The sequence below is a fragment of the Clostridium gallinarum genome (genome assembly GCF_014836325.1).
Lineage (GTDB): Bacteria > Bacillota > Clostridia > Clostridiales > Clostridiaceae > Clostridium > Clostridium gallinarum.
In genome coordinates, this window is record NZ_JACSQZ010000004.1 from 50,951 (window position 1) to 69,189 (window position 18,239).

The 18,239-nt window shown below is 28.7% G+C and carries 14 protein-coding genes; all 14 read right to left on the reverse strand.

Annotation, left to right across the window (positions count from 1 at the left end; genetic code table 11):
* Positions 1-135 precede the first annotated feature (135 nt).
* The 14 genes from H9660_RS01775 to uvrB all read right to left on the reverse strand — a co-directional run bounded on the left by H9660_RS01775 (position 136) and on the right by uvrB (position 18,197).
* Positions 136-1,485 carry a gluconeogenesis factor YvcK family protein gene (locus H9660_RS01775; RefSeq protein WP_191747932.1) on the reverse strand — a complete coding sequence of 450 codons (1,350 nt, stop codon included), beginning with the start codon at positions 1,483-1,485 and terminating at the stop codon, positions 136-138.
* Entirely contained in the window at positions 1,482-2,366 is an 885-nt protein-coding gene (gene rapZ, locus H9660_RS01780; protein WP_191747934.1) for an RNase adapter RapZ, read from the reverse strand. Before rapZ ends, H9660_RS01775 begins: the two co-directional genes overlap by 4 nt.
* Before the next feature lie 196 nt (positions 2,367-2,562).
* Positions 2,563-3,354, reverse strand: coding sequence for a TIGR00266 family protein (locus tag H9660_RS01785; protein WP_191747936.1), 792 nt, complete (start codon positions 3,352-3,354; stop codon positions 2,563-2,565).
* A gap of 25 nt (positions 3,355-3,379) precedes the next feature.
* A complete protein-coding gene (locus H9660_RS01790) occupies positions 3,380-3,862 on the reverse strand; it encodes an LURP-one-related/scramblase family protein (RefSeq protein ID WP_191747938.1) in 483 nt (160 codons plus the stop codon).
* Positions 3,863-4,015: 153 nt separating this feature from the next.
* On the reverse strand, positions 4,016-4,936 hold the full coding sequence (gene murB / locus H9660_RS01795) for a UDP-N-acetylmuramate dehydrogenase (RefSeq protein WP_191747940.1): 921 nt from the start codon (positions 4,934-4,936) through the stop codon (positions 4,016-4,018).
* A gap of 177 nt (positions 4,937-5,113) precedes the next feature.
* The gene (gene uvrC / locus H9660_RS01800) at positions 5,114-6,982 is read right to left on the reverse strand and encodes an excinuclease ABC subunit UvrC (protein WP_191747942.1); all 1,869 of its coding nucleotides are present in this window, start codon (positions 6,980-6,982) and stop codon (positions 5,114-5,116) included.
* 105 nt (positions 6,983-7,087) lie between these two features.
* Entirely contained in the window at positions 7,088-7,636 is a 549-nt protein-coding gene (locus H9660_RS01805) for a dTDP-4-dehydrorhamnose 3,5-epimerase family protein (RefSeq protein ID WP_191747944.1), read from the reverse strand.
* A 360-nt stretch (positions 7,637-7,996) separates the two neighbouring features.
* The gene (locus tag H9660_RS01810; RefSeq protein ID WP_191747946.1) at positions 7,997-9,463 is read right to left on the reverse strand and encodes a peptidoglycan D,D-transpeptidase FtsI family protein; all 1,467 of its coding nucleotides are present in this window, start codon (positions 9,461-9,463) and stop codon (positions 7,997-7,999) included.
* Between the two features lie 171 nt (positions 9,464-9,634).
* On the reverse strand, positions 9,635-10,870 hold the full coding sequence (locus H9660_RS01815) for an FtsW/RodA/SpoVE family cell cycle protein (protein ID WP_191747948.1): 1,236 nt from the start codon (positions 10,868-10,870) through the stop codon (positions 9,635-9,637).
* A 10-nt stretch (positions 10,871-10,880) separates the two neighbouring features.
* Positions 10,881-11,333, reverse strand: coding sequence for an FHA domain-containing protein (locus H9660_RS01820; RefSeq protein WP_191747950.1), 453 nt, complete (start codon positions 11,331-11,333; stop codon positions 10,881-10,883).
* Positions 11,334-11,408: 75 nt separating this feature from the next.
* On the reverse strand, positions 11,409-14,234 hold the full coding sequence (gene uvrA / locus H9660_RS01825) for an excinuclease ABC subunit UvrA (RefSeq protein ID WP_191747953.1): 2,826 nt from the start codon (positions 14,232-14,234) through the stop codon (positions 11,409-11,411).
* A gap of 179 nt (positions 14,235-14,413) precedes the next feature.
* Complete coding sequence (locus H9660_RS01830) at positions 14,414-14,713, reverse strand: hypothetical protein (protein ID WP_191747955.1); 300 nt, start codon at positions 14,711-14,713, stop codon at positions 14,414-14,416.
* Positions 14,714-15,166: 453 nt separating this feature from the next.
* Positions 15,167-16,063 (reverse strand): radical SAM protein, encoded by an 897-nt coding sequence (locus H9660_RS01835; protein WP_191747957.1) that lies wholly within the window; start codon positions 16,061-16,063, stop codon positions 15,167-15,169.
* A 166-nt stretch (positions 16,064-16,229) separates the two neighbouring features.
* Complete coding sequence (uvrB, locus tag H9660_RS01840) at positions 16,230-18,197, reverse strand: excinuclease ABC subunit UvrB (protein ID WP_191747959.1); 1,968 nt, start codon at positions 18,195-18,197, stop codon at positions 16,230-16,232.
* Positions 18,198-18,239 lie beyond the last annotated feature (42 nt).

Sequence of the window (18,239 nt, forward strand, 5' to 3'; positions counted from 1 at the left end):
AATCCCCTTTTCGATTATTTAAAATATACTTTTAAACATATTTTAGCAAATATCCCTATAGTTTTCTATATATTTCTATATATTGCTAACTCAATTAAAAAAGAGTAGATATGCCCTACTCTCTTCCATATTATATTAATTTTTATTTTCTTTGCTTTTTCTTTCTTTTTCTTTTATCTTTTGAGAAACATACATATATTCTATTATTCTCTTTCTATCATACAGTAGCTTCTTTTCCATTATTGTATCTACAAGTACTTCTGCCAAATATTCAGAATCGTGCTTAACATAGCCTTTTTCTATTTTTGCTAAAGATGCTTCTATAATTTCTACACCCAAACTCTTAAGCTCTTTTCTATCTAAATCTACTAATTGTGAATTATCCTTTAGATATTTTTCTTTTATATCAGAAGGTATATCTCCTCTATTAGCAATTACATAATCTACAATACCTCTTCCACCATATTTTTTCAATATTTTTATATGGTCTGATGCCTTAAACCCTTGCGTTTCTCCTGGCTGTGTCATTATATTAGAGATATAAATCTTAATTGCATCACTTTTTCTAATATTTTCGGCTATATCTTTAACTAAAAGATTAGGTATTATACTAGTATAAAGACTTCCCGGTCCTAATACTATTGCATCTGCCTCTTCTATTGCTTTAATAGCATCTTGAAGTGGTTTAGCATCATAAGGTTCTATCATTAATTTTTTTATTCTTGTTTTTTGTTTTATAGCTTCTTCAGGAATTTGTGACTCCCCTTCTATTTTACTACCATTTTCAAGCTCAGCTACTAGCTTCATATCTTCTAAAGTTACAGGTAATACCTTTCCTGTAACCGCAAGAACTGAGCTCATCTTTTGAACAGCATCTTCAAAATTTTCACTTACTCCATCCATAGCAGCTAAAAATAAATTACCAAAACTTTGATTTTTTAATCTTCCATCTGGAAATCTATATTGAAGAAGTTCCTCCATTAAAGGCTCTGTATCTGCTAAAGCTAAAATACAGTTTCTTATATCTCCTGGAGGTAACATTCCTAAATCTTCTCTTAAAGCTCCAGATCCGCCACCATCATCTGCTACAGTTACAATAGCTGTAATATTAGAAGTATAATACTTCAATCCTCTAAGCATTGTAGATAATCCAGTACCTCCACCTACAACTACTATTTTAGGCCCCTTTACTAATAATCTTTTTTCGTATATTAAATTTTCCATTTTCCTACTATCTAATGATAAATGGATATATCCTTTATTAGTTAAAGCAATAATTGATTTCATACTTTCAACAACTGAAATATATATTACAAGTACTCCAGTAATATTTAAAAATATATAAAATATTTTGTAATAAATATCATATACCCTTCTCACTGCCAATTCGGTAAACCCAAAAGCAATTAAAAGAATTCCAAATATTCCAAAGAAAAACCATCTTTTAATCCTAACTCCAGGTTTTAACCATTCTTTAATACTCATAGCTTCTTAGCTCCTTGATGTACATCTTCCCTAATATCTCTATGTTCTACTGATATATTATAATTTCTACTTGCTAAATTTTCATATATTTTATTTGCTATAGCAACTGACCTATGTCTTCCCCCTGTACATCCTATAGATATAATAAGTTGTCTTTTTCCTTCTTTTTTATAGTTAGGAATTAAAAATTCTAAAAGTTCATCAGCTCTCTTTATAAATCCTTTTGTTTCTTCTTGTTCTAATACATATCTTTTAACTGGTTCATCATTTCCTGAATAAGGTTTAAGTTCTGGAATATAAAATGGATTTGGTATAAACCTAACATCAAATACTAGATCTGAGTCTACAGGTATTCCATATTTAAATCCAAAGCTTAAAATAGTTACAGAAAGATCTTTTTCTGGTTCTTTTACATCACCATAATTTTTTGTCATCTCTTCTCTTAAATCTTTTATAGCATATTTAGATGTATCTATTATTATATCCGCTCTATCCTTTACTTCTCTTAACCTTTTTCTCTCTTCATTAATTCCTGTAATTATTCTACTTCCAGGTGCTAATGGATGACTTCTTCTACTTTCTTTAAATCTCTTAACCAGTACTTCATCAGAAGCATCTAAAAATAATATCTCATATTTAAAGTCCTGTTTCTTTAAATAAATTAAGCTTTCAAATAAGTCATCAAAGAATATTCCACCTCTGATGTCTATAACTAAAGCTACCTTATTTATTTTCCCTTGGCTTTGTACACACGCCTCTGCAAACTTTGGTATTAACTTTGGTGGAAGGTTATCTACGCAAAAGTATCCCATATCTTCAAGACTTCTTGTTGCCTCTGTTTTACCTGCTCCTGATAATCCTGTAACTATTATAAATCTCATGATGCTACCTCCCTAAATATATAGTCTATTAACTTAATTATACCATATTTACCCTAGCAATATAAATAAAAGTGTTCTGTTTAAGGCTTTTTATGATCTTAAATTTACTTCAAGTCATCTTGCCCTATTAGAACACTTTAATTCTATTAATAACATTTTTCTATAATTATTACTTTATACTGTTATACTTTCTTATTTACTTTTCAAATATATTTCCTAAAGTTCCAAGAAGACTTCCTTCATCCACAGATTTGCCCATATTTTGTGGAGCTGCTGCATATACTCTAGATGCAAGTTTACTAAATGGAAGACTTTGAATCCATACATCACCAGGTCCAGTTAAAGTAGCAAAGAATAATCCCTCTCCTCCAAAAACTGCATTTTTTATTCCACCTACAAATTGTATGTCATAACGAACATTTTGAGTCATAGCAACTAAACAACCTGTATCTATCTTTATAGTTTCTCCAGGCATTAAGCTTTTTTTAACTATTGTTCCTCCAGCATGTATAAATGCTAAGCCATTCCCCTCAAGCTTTTGTAATATAAATCCTTCTCCTCCAAAGAATCCTGTCCCTAACTTTTTAGTAAATTCAATTCCTATACTTACTCCTTTAGCACAACATAAAAAAGAATCCTTTTGACATATTAACCTTCCCCCAAGATTTCTTAAATCCATAGGAAGTATCTTTCCTGGATAAGGTGCTGCAAAAGCTACTTTTTGCTTTAACATTCCTTCATTTGTAAATGCAGTCATAAATAAGCTTTCTCCTGTTATAACTCTTTTGGCTGCACTTCCTAACATTCCAAAAAATCCACCTGATTTAGACCTTTCACTACCATCTCCAAATATAGCATCCATTGTAATACTATTATCCATCATCATCATTGCTCCAGATTCAGCAATAACAGTTTCTCTTGGATCTAATTCAATTTCAACAAATTGCATTTCATTTCCTTTAATCTCATAATCAATATCATGAATCATTTTATCTCTTCTCCTTTAAAATTTGTTAATTATTCTTATGAAATTTAACCATATCTATCATTACTAATAGTCCTATAAAAAATGTAGTATAAGATTCATCTATAACTTCAAGAAAATATCTATCTCTTCCTAAAGTTAATTCTTTATTTATTTTCCCTATTATAATTCCATTTCTTTTTATTTCATAATTTCTACCTAATATGCTTGAGCTATCCATATTCATAATTCCAACTGTTCCCGTTATATTATATTCAGGAATCATAAATTCTTTCTTTATTGTGGCTATTTCTTTCATATTTTCATCATATGCAATATATTTATGAGTTCCTAACCTAATTTGTTGTCTCATATATAATAATTTTCTATTATTCAAATCATATAAACTTATATTTTTTCCTATATCAAACCTATCTCCCTCTGCAATAAAAATCTTATTATCATTCTCATCATAAATATCAAACTTAGCTCCTATTGCAAATAATCTTTCTTTAACATAAAACCTCTTCATAAATCCAGCCCCTTAAACATTTATTTTTAACTTTAAATATAGTATATTATACCTCTTATTTATTGTCAATATTTCTCATTTATATTTATTTCTAATTTTTTGTTAAAAAAAGGAACTTAGCTTATACTAAATTCCTCTTATTATTTAATCTATTTATTTTTTATCTTCACCTATTATTCTAACTTCAGGGTGTAAATCAACACCAAATTGCTTTTTAACTTCATTTTGTATATGTGCAATTAAATCTAATATGTCCTTTGCAGTTGCATTATTTTTATTTATTACAAATCCAGAATGCTTTTCTGAAACTGCTGCGCCTCCCATAGTATATCCTTTTAATCCTGCATCTTGTATAAGCTTACCTGCATAATATCCAGTAGGCCTTTTAAATGTACTCCCCGCAGAAGGATATTCTAATGGTTGCTTTGATTCTCTTTTATTAGTCAAATCTTCTACTATTTCTTTAATTTTTCTAACTTCACCATTCTTTAAATTAAACTTAGCTGATAACACTATATAATTTTTCTTCATTATTATAGAAGATCTATATCCTAAATCTAACTCTTCTTTTGACAATGTTCTTATGTTTCCATCATTATCTATAACTTCTGCACTATCTATTACATGAGAAATTTCCCCATCATATGCTCCTGCATTCATAAATACAGCTCCACCTACAGTTCCAGGTATTCCACATGCAAATTCAAATCCTGTTAAAGATTTTTCTAATGCAGCATTTGATACGTCCTTAAGCATTGCTCCACATTCAGCTTCAATAGTTTCATCATATACATTTATATTCTTAACTTCATTTAACTTTATTACTACACCTTTTACTCCACCATCTTTTACTAATAAGTTAGATCCATTGCCAACTACAAAATAAGGTATGTTATTTTCTTTGCATATTTTTATACTTTTTATAACCTGTTCTTTACTTTCAGGAATTAAAAGTATATCTGCTGGTCCTCCCACTCTAAAGTGAACATATTTTTTCATCTCAGCATTAATAATTACATTTTCACTTTTGTAAAATTCTTTAAATAAGCCTTCAAATATTCTATATTGATTCATACCTAACTCCTTATAACTAACCCTTAATCTCTTCTCGTAATTTAAATAATATTTAATAGCCTTAATCTACTTATTATTTTCCATTAATATCTTAAATAGTATAAATTAAAACTATTTAATAAACAACCCATTAGTAGTATATTTGTATATAATAATGAATTTGTAACCATTTTGTTACTATTTGTTTTTATTATTAAAGTAATCTATTATACTATTAGCTGCTTTTTTATCTATACTTGGTGTTTCTAATAACTCATCATATGTTGCAGATTTTATATTTTCTACACTTCCAAATTTCATTAACAAGTTTCTTCTTCTCTTTTCTCCTACATTCGGAATATCCTCTAATATAGAATGTAATGTTCTTTTATCTCTTAAAGTTCTATGATATGTTATAGCGAATCTATGAACTTCATCCTGTACTCTTCTAATCATTTGCATTAAATTTGAGCTTCTATTAATTATTAACTCTTTATTATTATAAATAATTCCCCTAGTTTGGTGCCTATCGTCTTTAACTAATCCACAAACAGGTATACTAATATTTAATTTTTCTAAAACTTGTAAGGCTACATTTACTTGCCCCTTACCACCATCCATCATAATTAAGTCTGGAAAGCTTGAAAATTTTCCACTTGAAAAGGTTAATTGTCTTTCTTGAATTTTCTTTATTTCCTCTAAGCCATGACTAAATCTTCTTTCTAATATTTCTCTCATACTATCATAGTCATTAGCCCCTTTTACTGACTTTATTTTAAATCTTCTATAATCACTATTCTTAGCTCTTCCTTCTTCAAAAACTACCATAGTACCTACAGAATCTACTCCCTGTATATTGGATATATCATAAGATTCTATTCTAAATGGAGGTTCATCTAATTCTAATATTTCTTGTAACTCTTCTAAAGAAATCCTATTTATTTCTTTTTCCTTAAAGAATTTATCCTTAAATTGTTCTAATGTAATTTTTGCATTATTCTTTACCATCTCAAGCATATCTTTCTTTTGTCCTTTTTGAGGAACCTTAATCCATGCTTTAGCACCTCTTTTTATAGTTAAGAAATCTTCTATAAGTTCTGAATCATCAATATCTGGAACATATATAGTTCTAGGAACTTTAGCTGTTCCTCCATAAAATGATGTTATAAAATCTTCTAAAACTTCTCCAATCTTTTCATCAGCTGTATTATTAAAAATAAAATGCTCACGTCCTGTGATTTTTCCATCCCTTGAAAAAAACACTTGAATACAACTATCTTTTTCATCTTGATATATATTAATGAAATCTTCATCGCCTTCCATAGTTTTGAATATCTTTTGTTTTTCAACAATGGCATCTATAGCAAGAATTTTATCTCTTATTTTTGCTGCCTTTTCAAATTCCAATTTACTAGAGGCTTCTTCCATTTCTCTTTTTAGTTCATTTACTATGGTTTTATCCTTACCATTAAGTATATCCATAATATCATTAATCATATCATTGTATTCCTCTTTTTTTACATATCCTGCACAAGGAGCAACACATTTTTTAATATGGTAATTAAGACAAGGTCTAACCTTCTCTCCATTCTCTTTTATAATTAACTTACAAGTTCTTATTGGAAATATTTTATTAATTAATTGTATAGTTTCATAAACTGCCGTTGCATTAGTATATGGTCCAAAATATTTAGCTCCATCTTTTGCATACTTTCTAGTAACAAATACTCTTGGAAAATCATCATTAGTTGTTATCTTTATAAAAGGATAAAATTTATCATCCTTTAGTGCAATATTATATCTTGGACTATACTTTTTTATTAAATTACATTCTAATATTAAAGCTTCCATCTCAGAATCTGTAACTATATATTCAAACTCAGAAATATTTTTAACCATTACTCTTACTTTTTCTGAATGGTTTTTAGAATTTTGAAAATAACTTCTAACTCTATTTTTTAATATTTTTGCTTTTCCTACATATATTATTTCGCCAAGTGAATTCTTCATTATGTAAACACCAGGCTTTTCTGGCAAGTTCTTTAAATGATATTCAAAATCAAACATATTATTTCTCTCCTTATTTTTCACTTTGCAATATAAATTTTATCACTAGTAAAATTATTTGCAATTAACAATAAAAAAAATTATTGTTAATTGCAAAATTATTTACTAAAAAGGTGAGTTAAACTCCTCAAATCTATTCCATGATTCATCTTCTATTTCTACCTCTACTTCATCTTTGTTAAATTCCCACGGTATATCTAAAGAATTCCAATGTACTCCACCTCTTAATTCTTTTATAAACGGCTTTGTAACTTTATAATAAACTAAAGCTTGCTTATCTCCTTTAATATAATATCCATGAGCACATCCAGATGGTACATATATTAAATTTCTATTACTCTCATTTAATTCTACTGTTATATACTTCCCAAAAGATTTAGATTTCTTCCTCAAATCTATTACTACATCCTGTATTTCTCCCATTATACAAGTTATCAATTTATCATGTTCTTCAGGTGGTAATTGAAAATGTATTCCTCTTACAACTCCTGGTTTAGCAATAGCATAATATTCTTCTTTAAATTCTGTACTTAAGCCATATATATTAAATTGACTTTCATTAAAAATCTTAATTAAATCACAAGTACTTTCCATATAAACATTTGGTGTTATTAAGTAGCATCCCTCTATATCTAACCTTTTTACTCTAAACATATATTAATTATCTCCTTTTATCTTAAAAGTTTAAAATTAACCACAATTTAATATATGTATTAATTTTTAAATAGTGAGAGATCCTAAGCAAATTTTGTAGAATAATGCCTTTACAGATGGAAAAGAGATAAACATTATATTCCTTGCTCCGTCGCATGCGCTCCAAGTCACCGTCATACAATGTTTATCTCTTTGCAAACTGAATGAAGGAAATTATAAAACTATAAATCTTACACTACTAATTTTACTATTCCAATAAAGTTTTCTACATATTGGACTTTATTATAATTTCCTAAATAAAAACCAAAAACTCCCGAAGGAGTTTTCGTACTTTAATATTTCTAATATTTTATAAAAATTCTAATCTCCTAAAATAGCTGTTCTTACAACTTGTGATGCTATTTGAGCCGCTGATCCAGCACCATTTTCGCCCTCTTCTACTATTACAGCAACTGCTATTTGAGGATCATCTATTGGTGCTAAAGATATAAACCAACCATGTGGTATACCTTCTGAACCATCTTCTAACATGTAATCTGCGGTACCAGTTTTTCCTCCTGCATTTGTACCTTCAAAAGCTGGCCATCTATATAGATTATTTGATACTAAATATCCCATATATTCTTTTACAGTATTAGCTATATCCTTAGATATAACATTTTCTTTTAAAACTTTATTAGAAATTTCTTTTATTGTATTTCCATCTTTATCAACTATCTTATTTACTAGCTTAGGCTCCATTAATACACCATCATTTGCTACTGTAGCTGCAACAATAGCCATTTGTATAGGTGTAGATAATACTCTGCCTTGACCTATTCCACTTTGTGCTATATCACCAACTTCATAATCCTCTAATGTTGGAAAATTACTAGCTGGTATAGTTAGACCTGTTCCATTTATTCTTGAATTAAATCCAAATCTTTCAGCTACTTCTTTAAGTTTACTATTTCCCATTTCCATTGCTAAAGTTCCAAATACTACATTACTAGAAACTCTATATGCCATTTGCAAGCTTAAATCTCCATGAGCTTGATTCATATAATTATTTAATGCAGTTCCATCTGGAAATAAAATTTTTCCTGTATCACTAAAGGTTCTATTAGCTACACTAGAATCATTTTCTAAAGCTGCAGCTAAAGTTACTGTCTTAAATACTGAACCTGGTGGATATATTCCACTTATAGCTCTATTTAATAATTTGCTATCATTATCAACACCTGAATTTGCATCTTCAATAACCTGTTCTAAGTTGCTTGGATCATAAGTAGGCTTAGAAACCATTGCAAGTATTTCTCCAGTTTTAGGGTTTAAAGCAACAACTGCTCCTTTTAAATCACCCATAGCATCATATGCAGCCTTTTGTATATCATAATCTAAAGTAGTTACTATTCCATTTCCAACTTTTTCTTCATCCCTATTTTCAAATGAACTTTTTAAATCAAAATCTTTAAAGAAATTTCTTATTCCATTAGAAAAACTATTATATTTTGATAATTCACTATCAAATTGATCTTCTAATCCTGTAATACCAAATCTCTCATCTATGTATCCTAAAGCATGAACATATAAGTCTCCATAAATATATTCTCTACTTTGATTAAATTTATCTATTCTTATACTACTTGTTAAAGCTTCTCCATCTCTATCATAAATAGTTCCTCTTAAAACTTCATTTCTTTTTGCCCAAAGTCTTTTATTCCCTGAATCATTAGCTATATCAGGACCTTTAAAAACCTGAAAATATGCTATATATGATATTAAGGCTATAAAACAAAAAAGAAATATAACCATAACGTTTCTTACACTTTTCGATAAATCGTTCATAAATTCCTCCTAGATATTTCAAAGCTGATTAAAATATTAATATAAAAGGAGTATTGAAATTAATCTCAATACTCCTTTTATATTATACACTAAAATTCTTTCCTATACCTTAAATTCTATAATATTTTCTTTCATCTTTTCTAACAGTTTTCTAATAATAATCCAATAGTTTTAGTATTCTTCCGAAATTTTCTGTAGAATCCCCAAAGCGAAAAATATAGTTAACATAGAACTACCACCATAACTTATAAGTGGTAAAGTTATTCCTGTAAGTGGTATTACTTTAAAAATTCCACCTACTATAACTAATGTTTGGCAAGCTATCATAGTACTAAATCCTACTGCAGCCAATAAACTAAATCTATCTTTAGTTAAAAAGGCTATTCTTATACCTCTATAAAATAATAAGAAATAAATTATCATTAATCCTACTGCAAAGATAATTCCAAATTCCTCACATATAATTGCAAATATATAATCACTTTCACTAGCAAAAATTAAATCTGGATAACCATTTCCAAGTCCAACACCAAATAGTCCTCCTGATGAAATTGCATATAAACCTTGAACAATTTGACGCCCTTCATCATATTGATATTTCCATGGATCAAGCCAAATCTTAACTCTTCTTTGAACGTGTCCAAAAACTCCATATGCTCCAATAGCACCTACTGCAGATAACCCTAGACAAGTAAATACATATTTCTTCTTTGAAGTAGCTATATATAACATAGTTACAGATATACCAAAGAATATTAAAGTTGATCCTAAATCTGTTTGAAGTACCATACAAACTAAAGAAAACATTACTACTAATGCTGGTTCTATAAGTTGTTTAAAATCTTCTTTTATAACATTTTTACTTTCATAATTCATAAGTGATGCTGATAAATACAAAACTAAAGCTATCTTACCAAACTCAGATGGTTGGAAGCTAAATGGTCCTATATACACCCAGTTCATAGCTCCATTAACGGAACTCCCCATAACAAGGTTATAAATTAATCCCATAGGCATTAGAACTAAGGTTGTTATCATATAAATCTTTTTATATTTAGCAAAACTCTTTAAATCTGGTAAAGCTATTACTATAGTCATATATCCAATTATCCCAAGTGTAACCCAAACTAATTGTTTATAAGCAAAACTAGGATCTATTCTGTAAAGCACCGCAATTCCAACTACAGCTAATATACTCGAAAAGATAAACATAAACTTATCTCCATCAGGATAAAACCTTCTTAAAATATAATGAGATAAGCCTATTATAATACATAATATAACTCCAATAATTAGAGCTTTCTTATCAAAAGGCTTTTGTAATAAAGCTAGATTTGTAAATAGAAGTAAGCATAATAAATAAATTAATTTAAGAACTCTTTTTTCTAACTTTAATGCTTTGTTCATCATCTCACCTCTAATTTTTCTCTGCTCTTATGACCTTAAAGATTGCACTTCCTATTCTTATTTTGTCATTTGCCCTAATCTTAGCATATCCATTAATTTTTTCATCATTAATAAAGACACCATTTGTACTATTTAAATCTTCTATTAATATTTCATTATTCTTTACTAATACCCTAGCATGATTACCAGAAGCATATGGCTCAGTTAATCTTATTGTATTACCGTCTTTTCTTCCTATGGTTATTACACCATTTAATAGTAAGATAGACCCTTCTTCTAAGTTTGAGTTTTCTCCTACACTTAGCACTTCTATTCCATAATTCTTTTTAGCAGAAGATTGTCTTCTTCTTCCACCGCCTTTTACGTCCTTATACATTATTTTTAGTGCATAATAAATTATAAAGTAAAGTACTATTATAAAAGCTACACCAAAAACAATTGTCACTAGCTTTGAAAAACCCATCTTTTCACCTCAAAATTAGTATTATATTACAATTATATATTAAAACTTATATATAAAAATAACAAGTCCCTTTAATTATCTTAACATCTTTTTAAGATATTTGGCTGTATATGATTCCTCTACATTAGTGATTTCTTCAGGCATTCCAGTTGCAACTATAGTACCACCTTTATCTCCACCTTCTGGTCCTAAATCAACAATATAATCTGCACATTTAATCATATCTAAGTTATGTTCTATAACTATTACTGTATTTCCTGAATCCACAAGTCTTTGAAGTATTTCTACTAACCTATTTACATCATCTATATGAAGACCTGTTGTTGGTTCATCTAAAATATAAAGAGTTTTTCCTGTGCTTCTCTTTGAAAGCTCATATGCTAATTTAATTCTTTGTGCTTCACCACCAGATAATTGAGTTGAAGGTTGACCTAATCTAATGTAACCAAGCCCTACATCATATAAAGTTTGAATTTTGTTTAATATTCTTGGATGGTTCTCAAAGAATTTCAACCCTTCCTCTACAGTCATATTTAAAATATCATCTATAGACTTTCCTTTATATTTAACTTCTAAAGTTTCTCTATTGTATCTCTTTCCTTTACAAACCTCACAAGGTACATATACATCAGATAAGAATTGCATTTCTATTTTTATTATACCATCACCAGTACAAGCTTCACATCTTCCACCCTTAACATTAAAGCTAAATCTACCTGGTTTATATCCTCTCATTTTAGCTTCAGGTGTATTAGAGAATAATTCTCTAATTATATCAAATACTCCTGTATATGTAGCAGGATTTGATCTTGGTGTTCTTCCTATTGGACTTTGATCTATATCAATAATCTTATCAATATTTTCATATCCTAATATTTCTTTGTGATCTCCAACTGGATTCTTACTTCTATTAACTAATCTATTTAATCCCTTATATAAAATTTCATTTACTAAGGTACTCTTTCCAGAACCAGATACTCCTGTTACCATAGTTAAAGTACCTAATGGGAATTTAACATTTATATTCTTTAAATTATTTTCCTTAGCGCCTTTAACAGTTATATAATTACCATTTCCTTTTCTTCTTTCCTTAGGAATTTTAATAGTTTTTTCTCCTGTTAAATATTGTCCTGTTATAGATTCTTTACAATTTTTAATATCTTCAACAGTTCCAGCCGCTACTATTTGCCCACCGTGTTCACCAGCTCTTGGACCTATATCTACTATAAAATCTGCTTCTCTCATAGTATCTTCATCATGTTCAACAACTATTACAGTATTTCCTACATCTCTTAAATTCTTTAAAGTTCCTATTAACTTATCATTATCTCTTTGATGAAGTCCTATACTCGGTTCATCTAGGATATATAGCACACCCATTAAAGCAGAACCAATTTGAGTTGCTAATCTTATTCTTTGAGATTCTCCACCTGATAATGTTCCTGAATTTCTAGCTAAATTTAAATAATCAAGACCAACATCTACTAAGAATTTAAGTCTACTCTTTATTTCTTTTATAATTTGATCACTTATCATTCTATCTTTTTCTGAGAATTCTAATGAATTTATATAATCAAGCTCATCTTTTATAGAAAGCTTAGTAAATTCATTTATATTTTTATCTCCTACCAAAACAGCTAATGCTTCTTTTTTTAATCTTGCTCCCTTACATTTTGGACAAGGATTATCACTCATATATTGCTCTATTTCAGTTTTTATAATATCCGAATTAGTTTCTCTATATCTTCTTTTTAATGAATTTATTTCTCCATCATAAGCATAATTATATTGTGAAGTTACACCATCTTTCGTGTAAGTTACCTTTAATTTTTTACCGTTAGTTCCATAAAAAATTAAATCTAATTCTTTTCTGCTAAGTTCCTTTACAGGTCTACTTAAATCTAAATCATATTCTTCACTTAAAGCCTTTAATATAGCAAAAGTCCATGAATCTTCTTTTAATCTACCATCTCCCCAAGTTGCTATAGCACCTTCTAATATACTTAAATCTCTATTTGGTATAACTAACTTTTCATCTATTTCAATTAAAGTTCCTAATCCATCACAATAGTCACATTTTCCAAATGGTGAGTTAAATGAAAATAATCTTGGTGCAAGTTCATCTATACTCATTCCACACTCTGGGCATGCAAACTTTTCACTAAATAATATATCTTCCTTATCTATAACATTTATAATTACTAGCCCCTCAGCAAGCTTTAATGCTGTTTCTATAGAGTCAGCTAATCTTCCTTCTATACCTTCCTTAATTATTATTCTGTCTACAACAGCTTCTATATTATGTTTTATATTTTTTTCTAATGATATTTCTTCTTCTGCTAATTCATAAATAGATCCATCTATTCTTGCTCTAACAAATCCACTTCTCTTTATATTTTCTAGTACTTTTTCATGTACCCCTTTTTTCCCTCTTATCACTGGAGCCAAAACTTGAATTTTAGTTCTATCCCCAAGAGCCATAACACTATCCACAATCTGATCAACAGATTGTTGTTCTATTGGAATTTTACATTTTGGACAATAAGGTTTTCCTACTCTTGCATATAGTAATCTTAAATAATCATATATTTCTGTGATTGTTCCTACTGTAGATCTTGGATTTTTACTTGTTGTCTTTTGATCTATAGATATAGCCGGCGATAATCCTTCAATATATTCAACATCTGGTTTATCCATTTGGCCTAAAAACTGTCTTGCATAGGATGAAAGAGATTCAACATATCTTCTTTGTCCTTCTGCATATAAAGTATCAAATGCTAATGATGATTTTCCTGATCCTGATAATCCCGTAAATACAACTAATTTATCTCTAGGTATTTCTAACGATACATTTTTTAAATTATGTACTTTAGCACCTTTTATTATAATTTTATCCTTCATACTTTTTACCCTTTCTCCTTATATTTACATCTATTTCGAACAAGCGTTCTTTACTCTATTCTAATTTTTATTATAAAGCATGTCAATTATATATTAAAGTATTTGCAAAAAAAGAGTACAATAAACACAACTTAGGTTTATTATACCCTTTGCTAATTTTATTAATTAATCTCATTTTCTTAATGCAAATCTTTTATTAGGTCATCATCTATTGTATTATTAAAGACCTTATCTATAGTTAATAACTCAGCTAATTTACCTATAATAGGTAGTTTTTGAGCTACTATCGAAAACTTTGGAAACAAATTTAAAGTAATTATAAAAGCTATAAAAGAAGCTGCTACTATTTTAAATATTATTGATACTCTATTATTTTGTTTCTTACCTTCAGCTATAGATTTAACAGCTAAGAAGTCTAAGTCTTCAGGAATTTCAATATTTTTACAAATTATTTTCTCTTTATTAAATAAATCTCTCATGACTCATCCTCCTCAATTTCTTTTCTTAATAAATTTAAAGCTTACAAATTTTATTTTTCAAAAATATATAGGCTATCTTAAATAGCTTTTCCTTGTTCTCATTAATATATTCCTCAAAAATCTTTTCCCTTTTAAACACCCTTCTCCCCCTACTCACAACTAAAATTTACTCTCTATACTATAGACGAATGCAAAAGTACTTTTGTTTAAATTAAATACAAAAAAGATATAAACATTATATTCCTTGTTCCGTCGCATACGCTCCAAGTCACCGTCATACAATGTTTATATCTTTTCAAACTTAAATAAAAACTCTACCTCTTACACCAGAAATTTTAATACTTCAAAACTAAATTTAAATTTGGAGCAAAGCTCCTTTTATTTAAAAATCCGAAGGATTTTTTTCCTTAATTCTACATTCTACATTTTACATTTTTAATTATGCGTAAGCATCTACACTCCTTCAAAATTAAACAAAGGAATAAAACTTTCTTTATCTGTTCCTTCATCTTGAATAAATCCATTTTTAACCCCTAAGTTTAATGTATAATCGATAAGAGCTTCATAATGTTTTTGATTTAAAGGCTTATTCAATTCTGGATATTCCTTTACATGCTCTAAAGGTGTGTACTGATTCATAATACTAATATAAACCCTATCTCCATATGTATTATATATATAATCTATTATCTTTTTAGAATCAAATAATAGCCCTGGTAGCATAAGATGTCTAATTATTACACCCTTTTGTATTATTCCATTTTCATCAAATTTAACTTCCCCAACTTGATTTATCATTTCATTTATAGCTTCACTAGCATAGGAAAAATAATCTTTTGCTTTAGAATACTTACTAGCATATTTTGTATCAAAATACTTTAAATCTGGTAAATATACATCTATATAACCTTTTAAAAGTCTTATAGTTTCTACTTTTTCATATCCACTACTATTATAAATAATAGGAAGTTTTAAACCATTAGCTTTTGCTATTTTTATAGCCTCAATAATTTGAGGAACATAATGTGTTGGGGTGACTAAATTTATATTTAAAGCTCCTTTTTCTTGAAGCTCTATAAATATTTCAGCTAATCTTTCTACTGTTATCTCCTTTCCCCATGAGCACTGACTTATATTATAATTTTGACAAAAAACACATTTTAATGTGCAATGAGAGAAAAATACTGTTCCAGAACCTATATCACCAGATATACAAGGTTCTTCCCAATAATGAAGGGCAGCTCTTGCTACCCTTACTTTTTCTCCTGCTCCACAAAATCCTCTTTTTTCACCTAATCTATTTGCACCACAATTTCTCGGACACAATTTACAACTTTCCAATAATTCCACTTAACCACCCCTTTGACAAGCTTTGCTTGTAATTAAGAATTAAGAATAAAAAATTATGTAAGTAATTTGTTCCAAATTACCAAAATAAGAATATTATATTTTCAAAACTCCGAAAGGAGTTTTTTCATTAATTCTTAATTCTTAATTTTACATTCTTAACTAAGCTTTAGCTTTTCAAGTCATTTATTATATCACGTAACTCTGCTGCTCTTTCAAATTGTAAGTTCTTAGCTGCATCCATCATTTCTTCAGTGTATTTCTTAATTAATTTCTTCTTATCTTTTTCTGAAATAGTCTTCTTATCTTCTGATTTATATTCAACCTTTTCTTCTGCTACCTTAGTTGCTTCGATTACTTCTCTTACATCTTTTATAATAGTTTGTGGAGTAATTCCATTCTTTTCATTATATTCAATTTGAATTTTTCTTCTTCTTTCAGTTTCCTTCATAGCTTTATCCATCGACTTAGTAATGTTATCCGCATACATTATTACTCTACTTTCAGAGTTTCTAGCCGCTCTACCTATTGTTTGTATTAATGAAGTTTCTGAACGTAAGAATCCTTCCTTATCAGCATCTAAAATTGCAACTAATGCTACTTCTGGAATATCGAGCCCTTCTCTTAATAGGTTAATTCCTACTAATACATCAAATTCTCCAAGTCTTAAATCTCTTATAATTTTCATTCTTTCTATAGTATCTATATCTGAATGCATATATGTAGTCTTTATTCCTAAATCTTTTAAATACTTAGTTAAATCTTCAGCCATTCTCTTTGTTAATGTAGTTATAAGAGTTCTAAAACCTTTTTCTGTAGTTTTCTTAATTTCTGCATATAAGTCATCAATTTGTCCCTTCACAGGTCTTATTTCTATTACTGGATCTAGTAATCCTGTTGGTCTTATAACTTGTTCCGCTATATTAGTTGAATGATCTAATTCATATTGAGATGGTGTTGCGCTAACAAAAACTACTTGATTTATCTTTTTCTCAAACTCTGGGAACTTAAGTGGTCTATTATCATAGGCACAAGGTAATCTAAATCCATACTCTACTAAAGTATCTTTTCTTGACCTATCACCTGCATACATAGCCCTACATTGTGGTAAAGTAACGTGACTTTCATCTATAAACATTAAAAAGTCATCTGGGAAGTAATCTAATAAAGTTTGTGGTGGAGTTCCCGGTGCTCTACCATCTAATATTCTTGAGTAGTTTTCTATTCCACTACAATATCCCATTTCTCTAATCATTTCTATATCGAAATTGGTCCTTTGTCTTAATCTTTGAGCTTCTAATAACTTTTCTTGACTATTTAACTCTCTAAGTCTATCTTCAAGTTCTCCTTCAATTGTTGTTATAGCCTTTTCTAACACTTCATGTGAAGTAGCAAAGTGAGATGCAGGAGATATAGATACATGATTTCTTTCACCAATTATATTTCCTGTTAAAACATCAAATTCTCTTATTCTTTCTATTTCATCTCCAAAGAACTCAACTCTAATTCCTTTATTTGAAGAAGATGCTGGAATAATATCTAAAGAATCTCCTCTAACTCTAAAGCTTCCTCTGGCAAAATCTATATCATTTCTTTCATATTGAATTTCTATAAGTTTTCTCATTATGTCATCTCTATCTCTTACCATTCCTGGTCTTAGAGATATAGTAAGCTTTTTATATTCTTCTGGATTACCTAAACCATAAATACAAGATACTGATGCAACAATAATAACATCTCTTCTTTCTAATAAAGCTGATGTAGCTGAGTGTCTTAATTTATCTATTTCATCATTTATTGAAGCATCTTTTTCTATAAATGTATCAGTTTGAGGAACATAAGCTTCTGGTTGATAATAATCATAGTATGATACAAAATATTCCACTATATTATTAGGAAAAAACTCCTTAAACTCTGAACATAATTGCGCTGCTAGAGTTTTATTATGAGCTAATACTAAAGTAGGCTTTTGGACTCTTTGAATTATATTAGCCATAGTATAAGTCTTTCCTGATCCAGTTACTCCTAATAAAGTTTGTGCTCTATCTCCATTATTTATTGAATTAACTAAGCTTTCTATAGCAGCAGGTTGATCTCCTGTTGGCTTAAACTTTGACTCTATCTTAAATTTAGGCATATTTTTACCTCCTTTTTCATTTTTCTATATACTAAAAATATT

Excerpts from the sequence above, each read along its gene's own strand:
- H9660_RS01775 (WP_191747932.1), bottom strand. The coding sequence starts at position 1,485 with ATGAGTATTAAAGAATGGTTAAAACCTGGAGTTAGGATTAAAAGATGG.
- rapZ (WP_191747934.1), bottom strand. The coding sequence starts at position 2,366 with ATGAGATTTATAATAGTTACAGGATTATCAGGAGCAGGTAAAACAGAG.
- H9660_RS01785 (WP_191747936.1), bottom strand. The coding sequence starts at position 3,354 with ATGATTCATGATATTGATTATGAGATTAAAGGAAATGAAATGCAATTT.
- H9660_RS01790 (WP_191747938.1), bottom strand. The coding sequence starts at position 3,862 with ATGAAGAGGTTTTATGTTAAAGAAAGATTATTTGCAATAGGAGCTAAG.
- murB (WP_191747940.1), bottom strand. The coding sequence starts at position 4,936 with ATGAATCAATATAGAATATTTGAAGGCTTATTTAAAGAATTTTACAAA.
- uvrC (WP_191747942.1), bottom strand. The coding sequence starts at position 6,982 with ATGTTTGATTTTGAATATCATTTAAAGAACTTGCCAGAAAAGCCTGGT.
- H9660_RS01805 (WP_191747944.1), bottom strand. The coding sequence starts at position 7,636 with ATGTTTAGAGTAAAAAGGTTAGATATAGAGGGATGCTACTTAATAACA.
- H9660_RS01810 (WP_191747946.1), bottom strand. The coding sequence starts at position 9,463 with ATGAACGATTTATCGAAAAGTGTAAGAAACGTTATGGTTATATTTCTT.
- H9660_RS01815 (WP_191747948.1), bottom strand. The coding sequence starts at position 10,870 with ATGAACAAAGCATTAAAGTTAGAAAAAAGAGTTCTTAAATTAATTTAT.
- H9660_RS01820 (WP_191747950.1), bottom strand. The coding sequence starts at position 11,333 with ATGGGTTTTTCAAAGCTAGTGACAATTGTTTTTGGTGTAGCTTTTATA.
- uvrA (WP_191747953.1), bottom strand. The coding sequence starts at position 14,234 with ATGAAGGATAAAATTATAATAAAAGGTGCTAAAGTACATAATTTAAAA.
- H9660_RS01830 (WP_191747955.1), bottom strand. The coding sequence starts at position 14,713 with ATGAGAGATTTATTTAATAAAGAGAAAATAATTTGTAAAAATATTGAA.
- uvrB (WP_191747959.1), bottom strand. The coding sequence starts at position 18,197 with ATGCCTAAATTTAAGATAGAGTCAAAGTTTAAGCCAACAGGAGATCAA.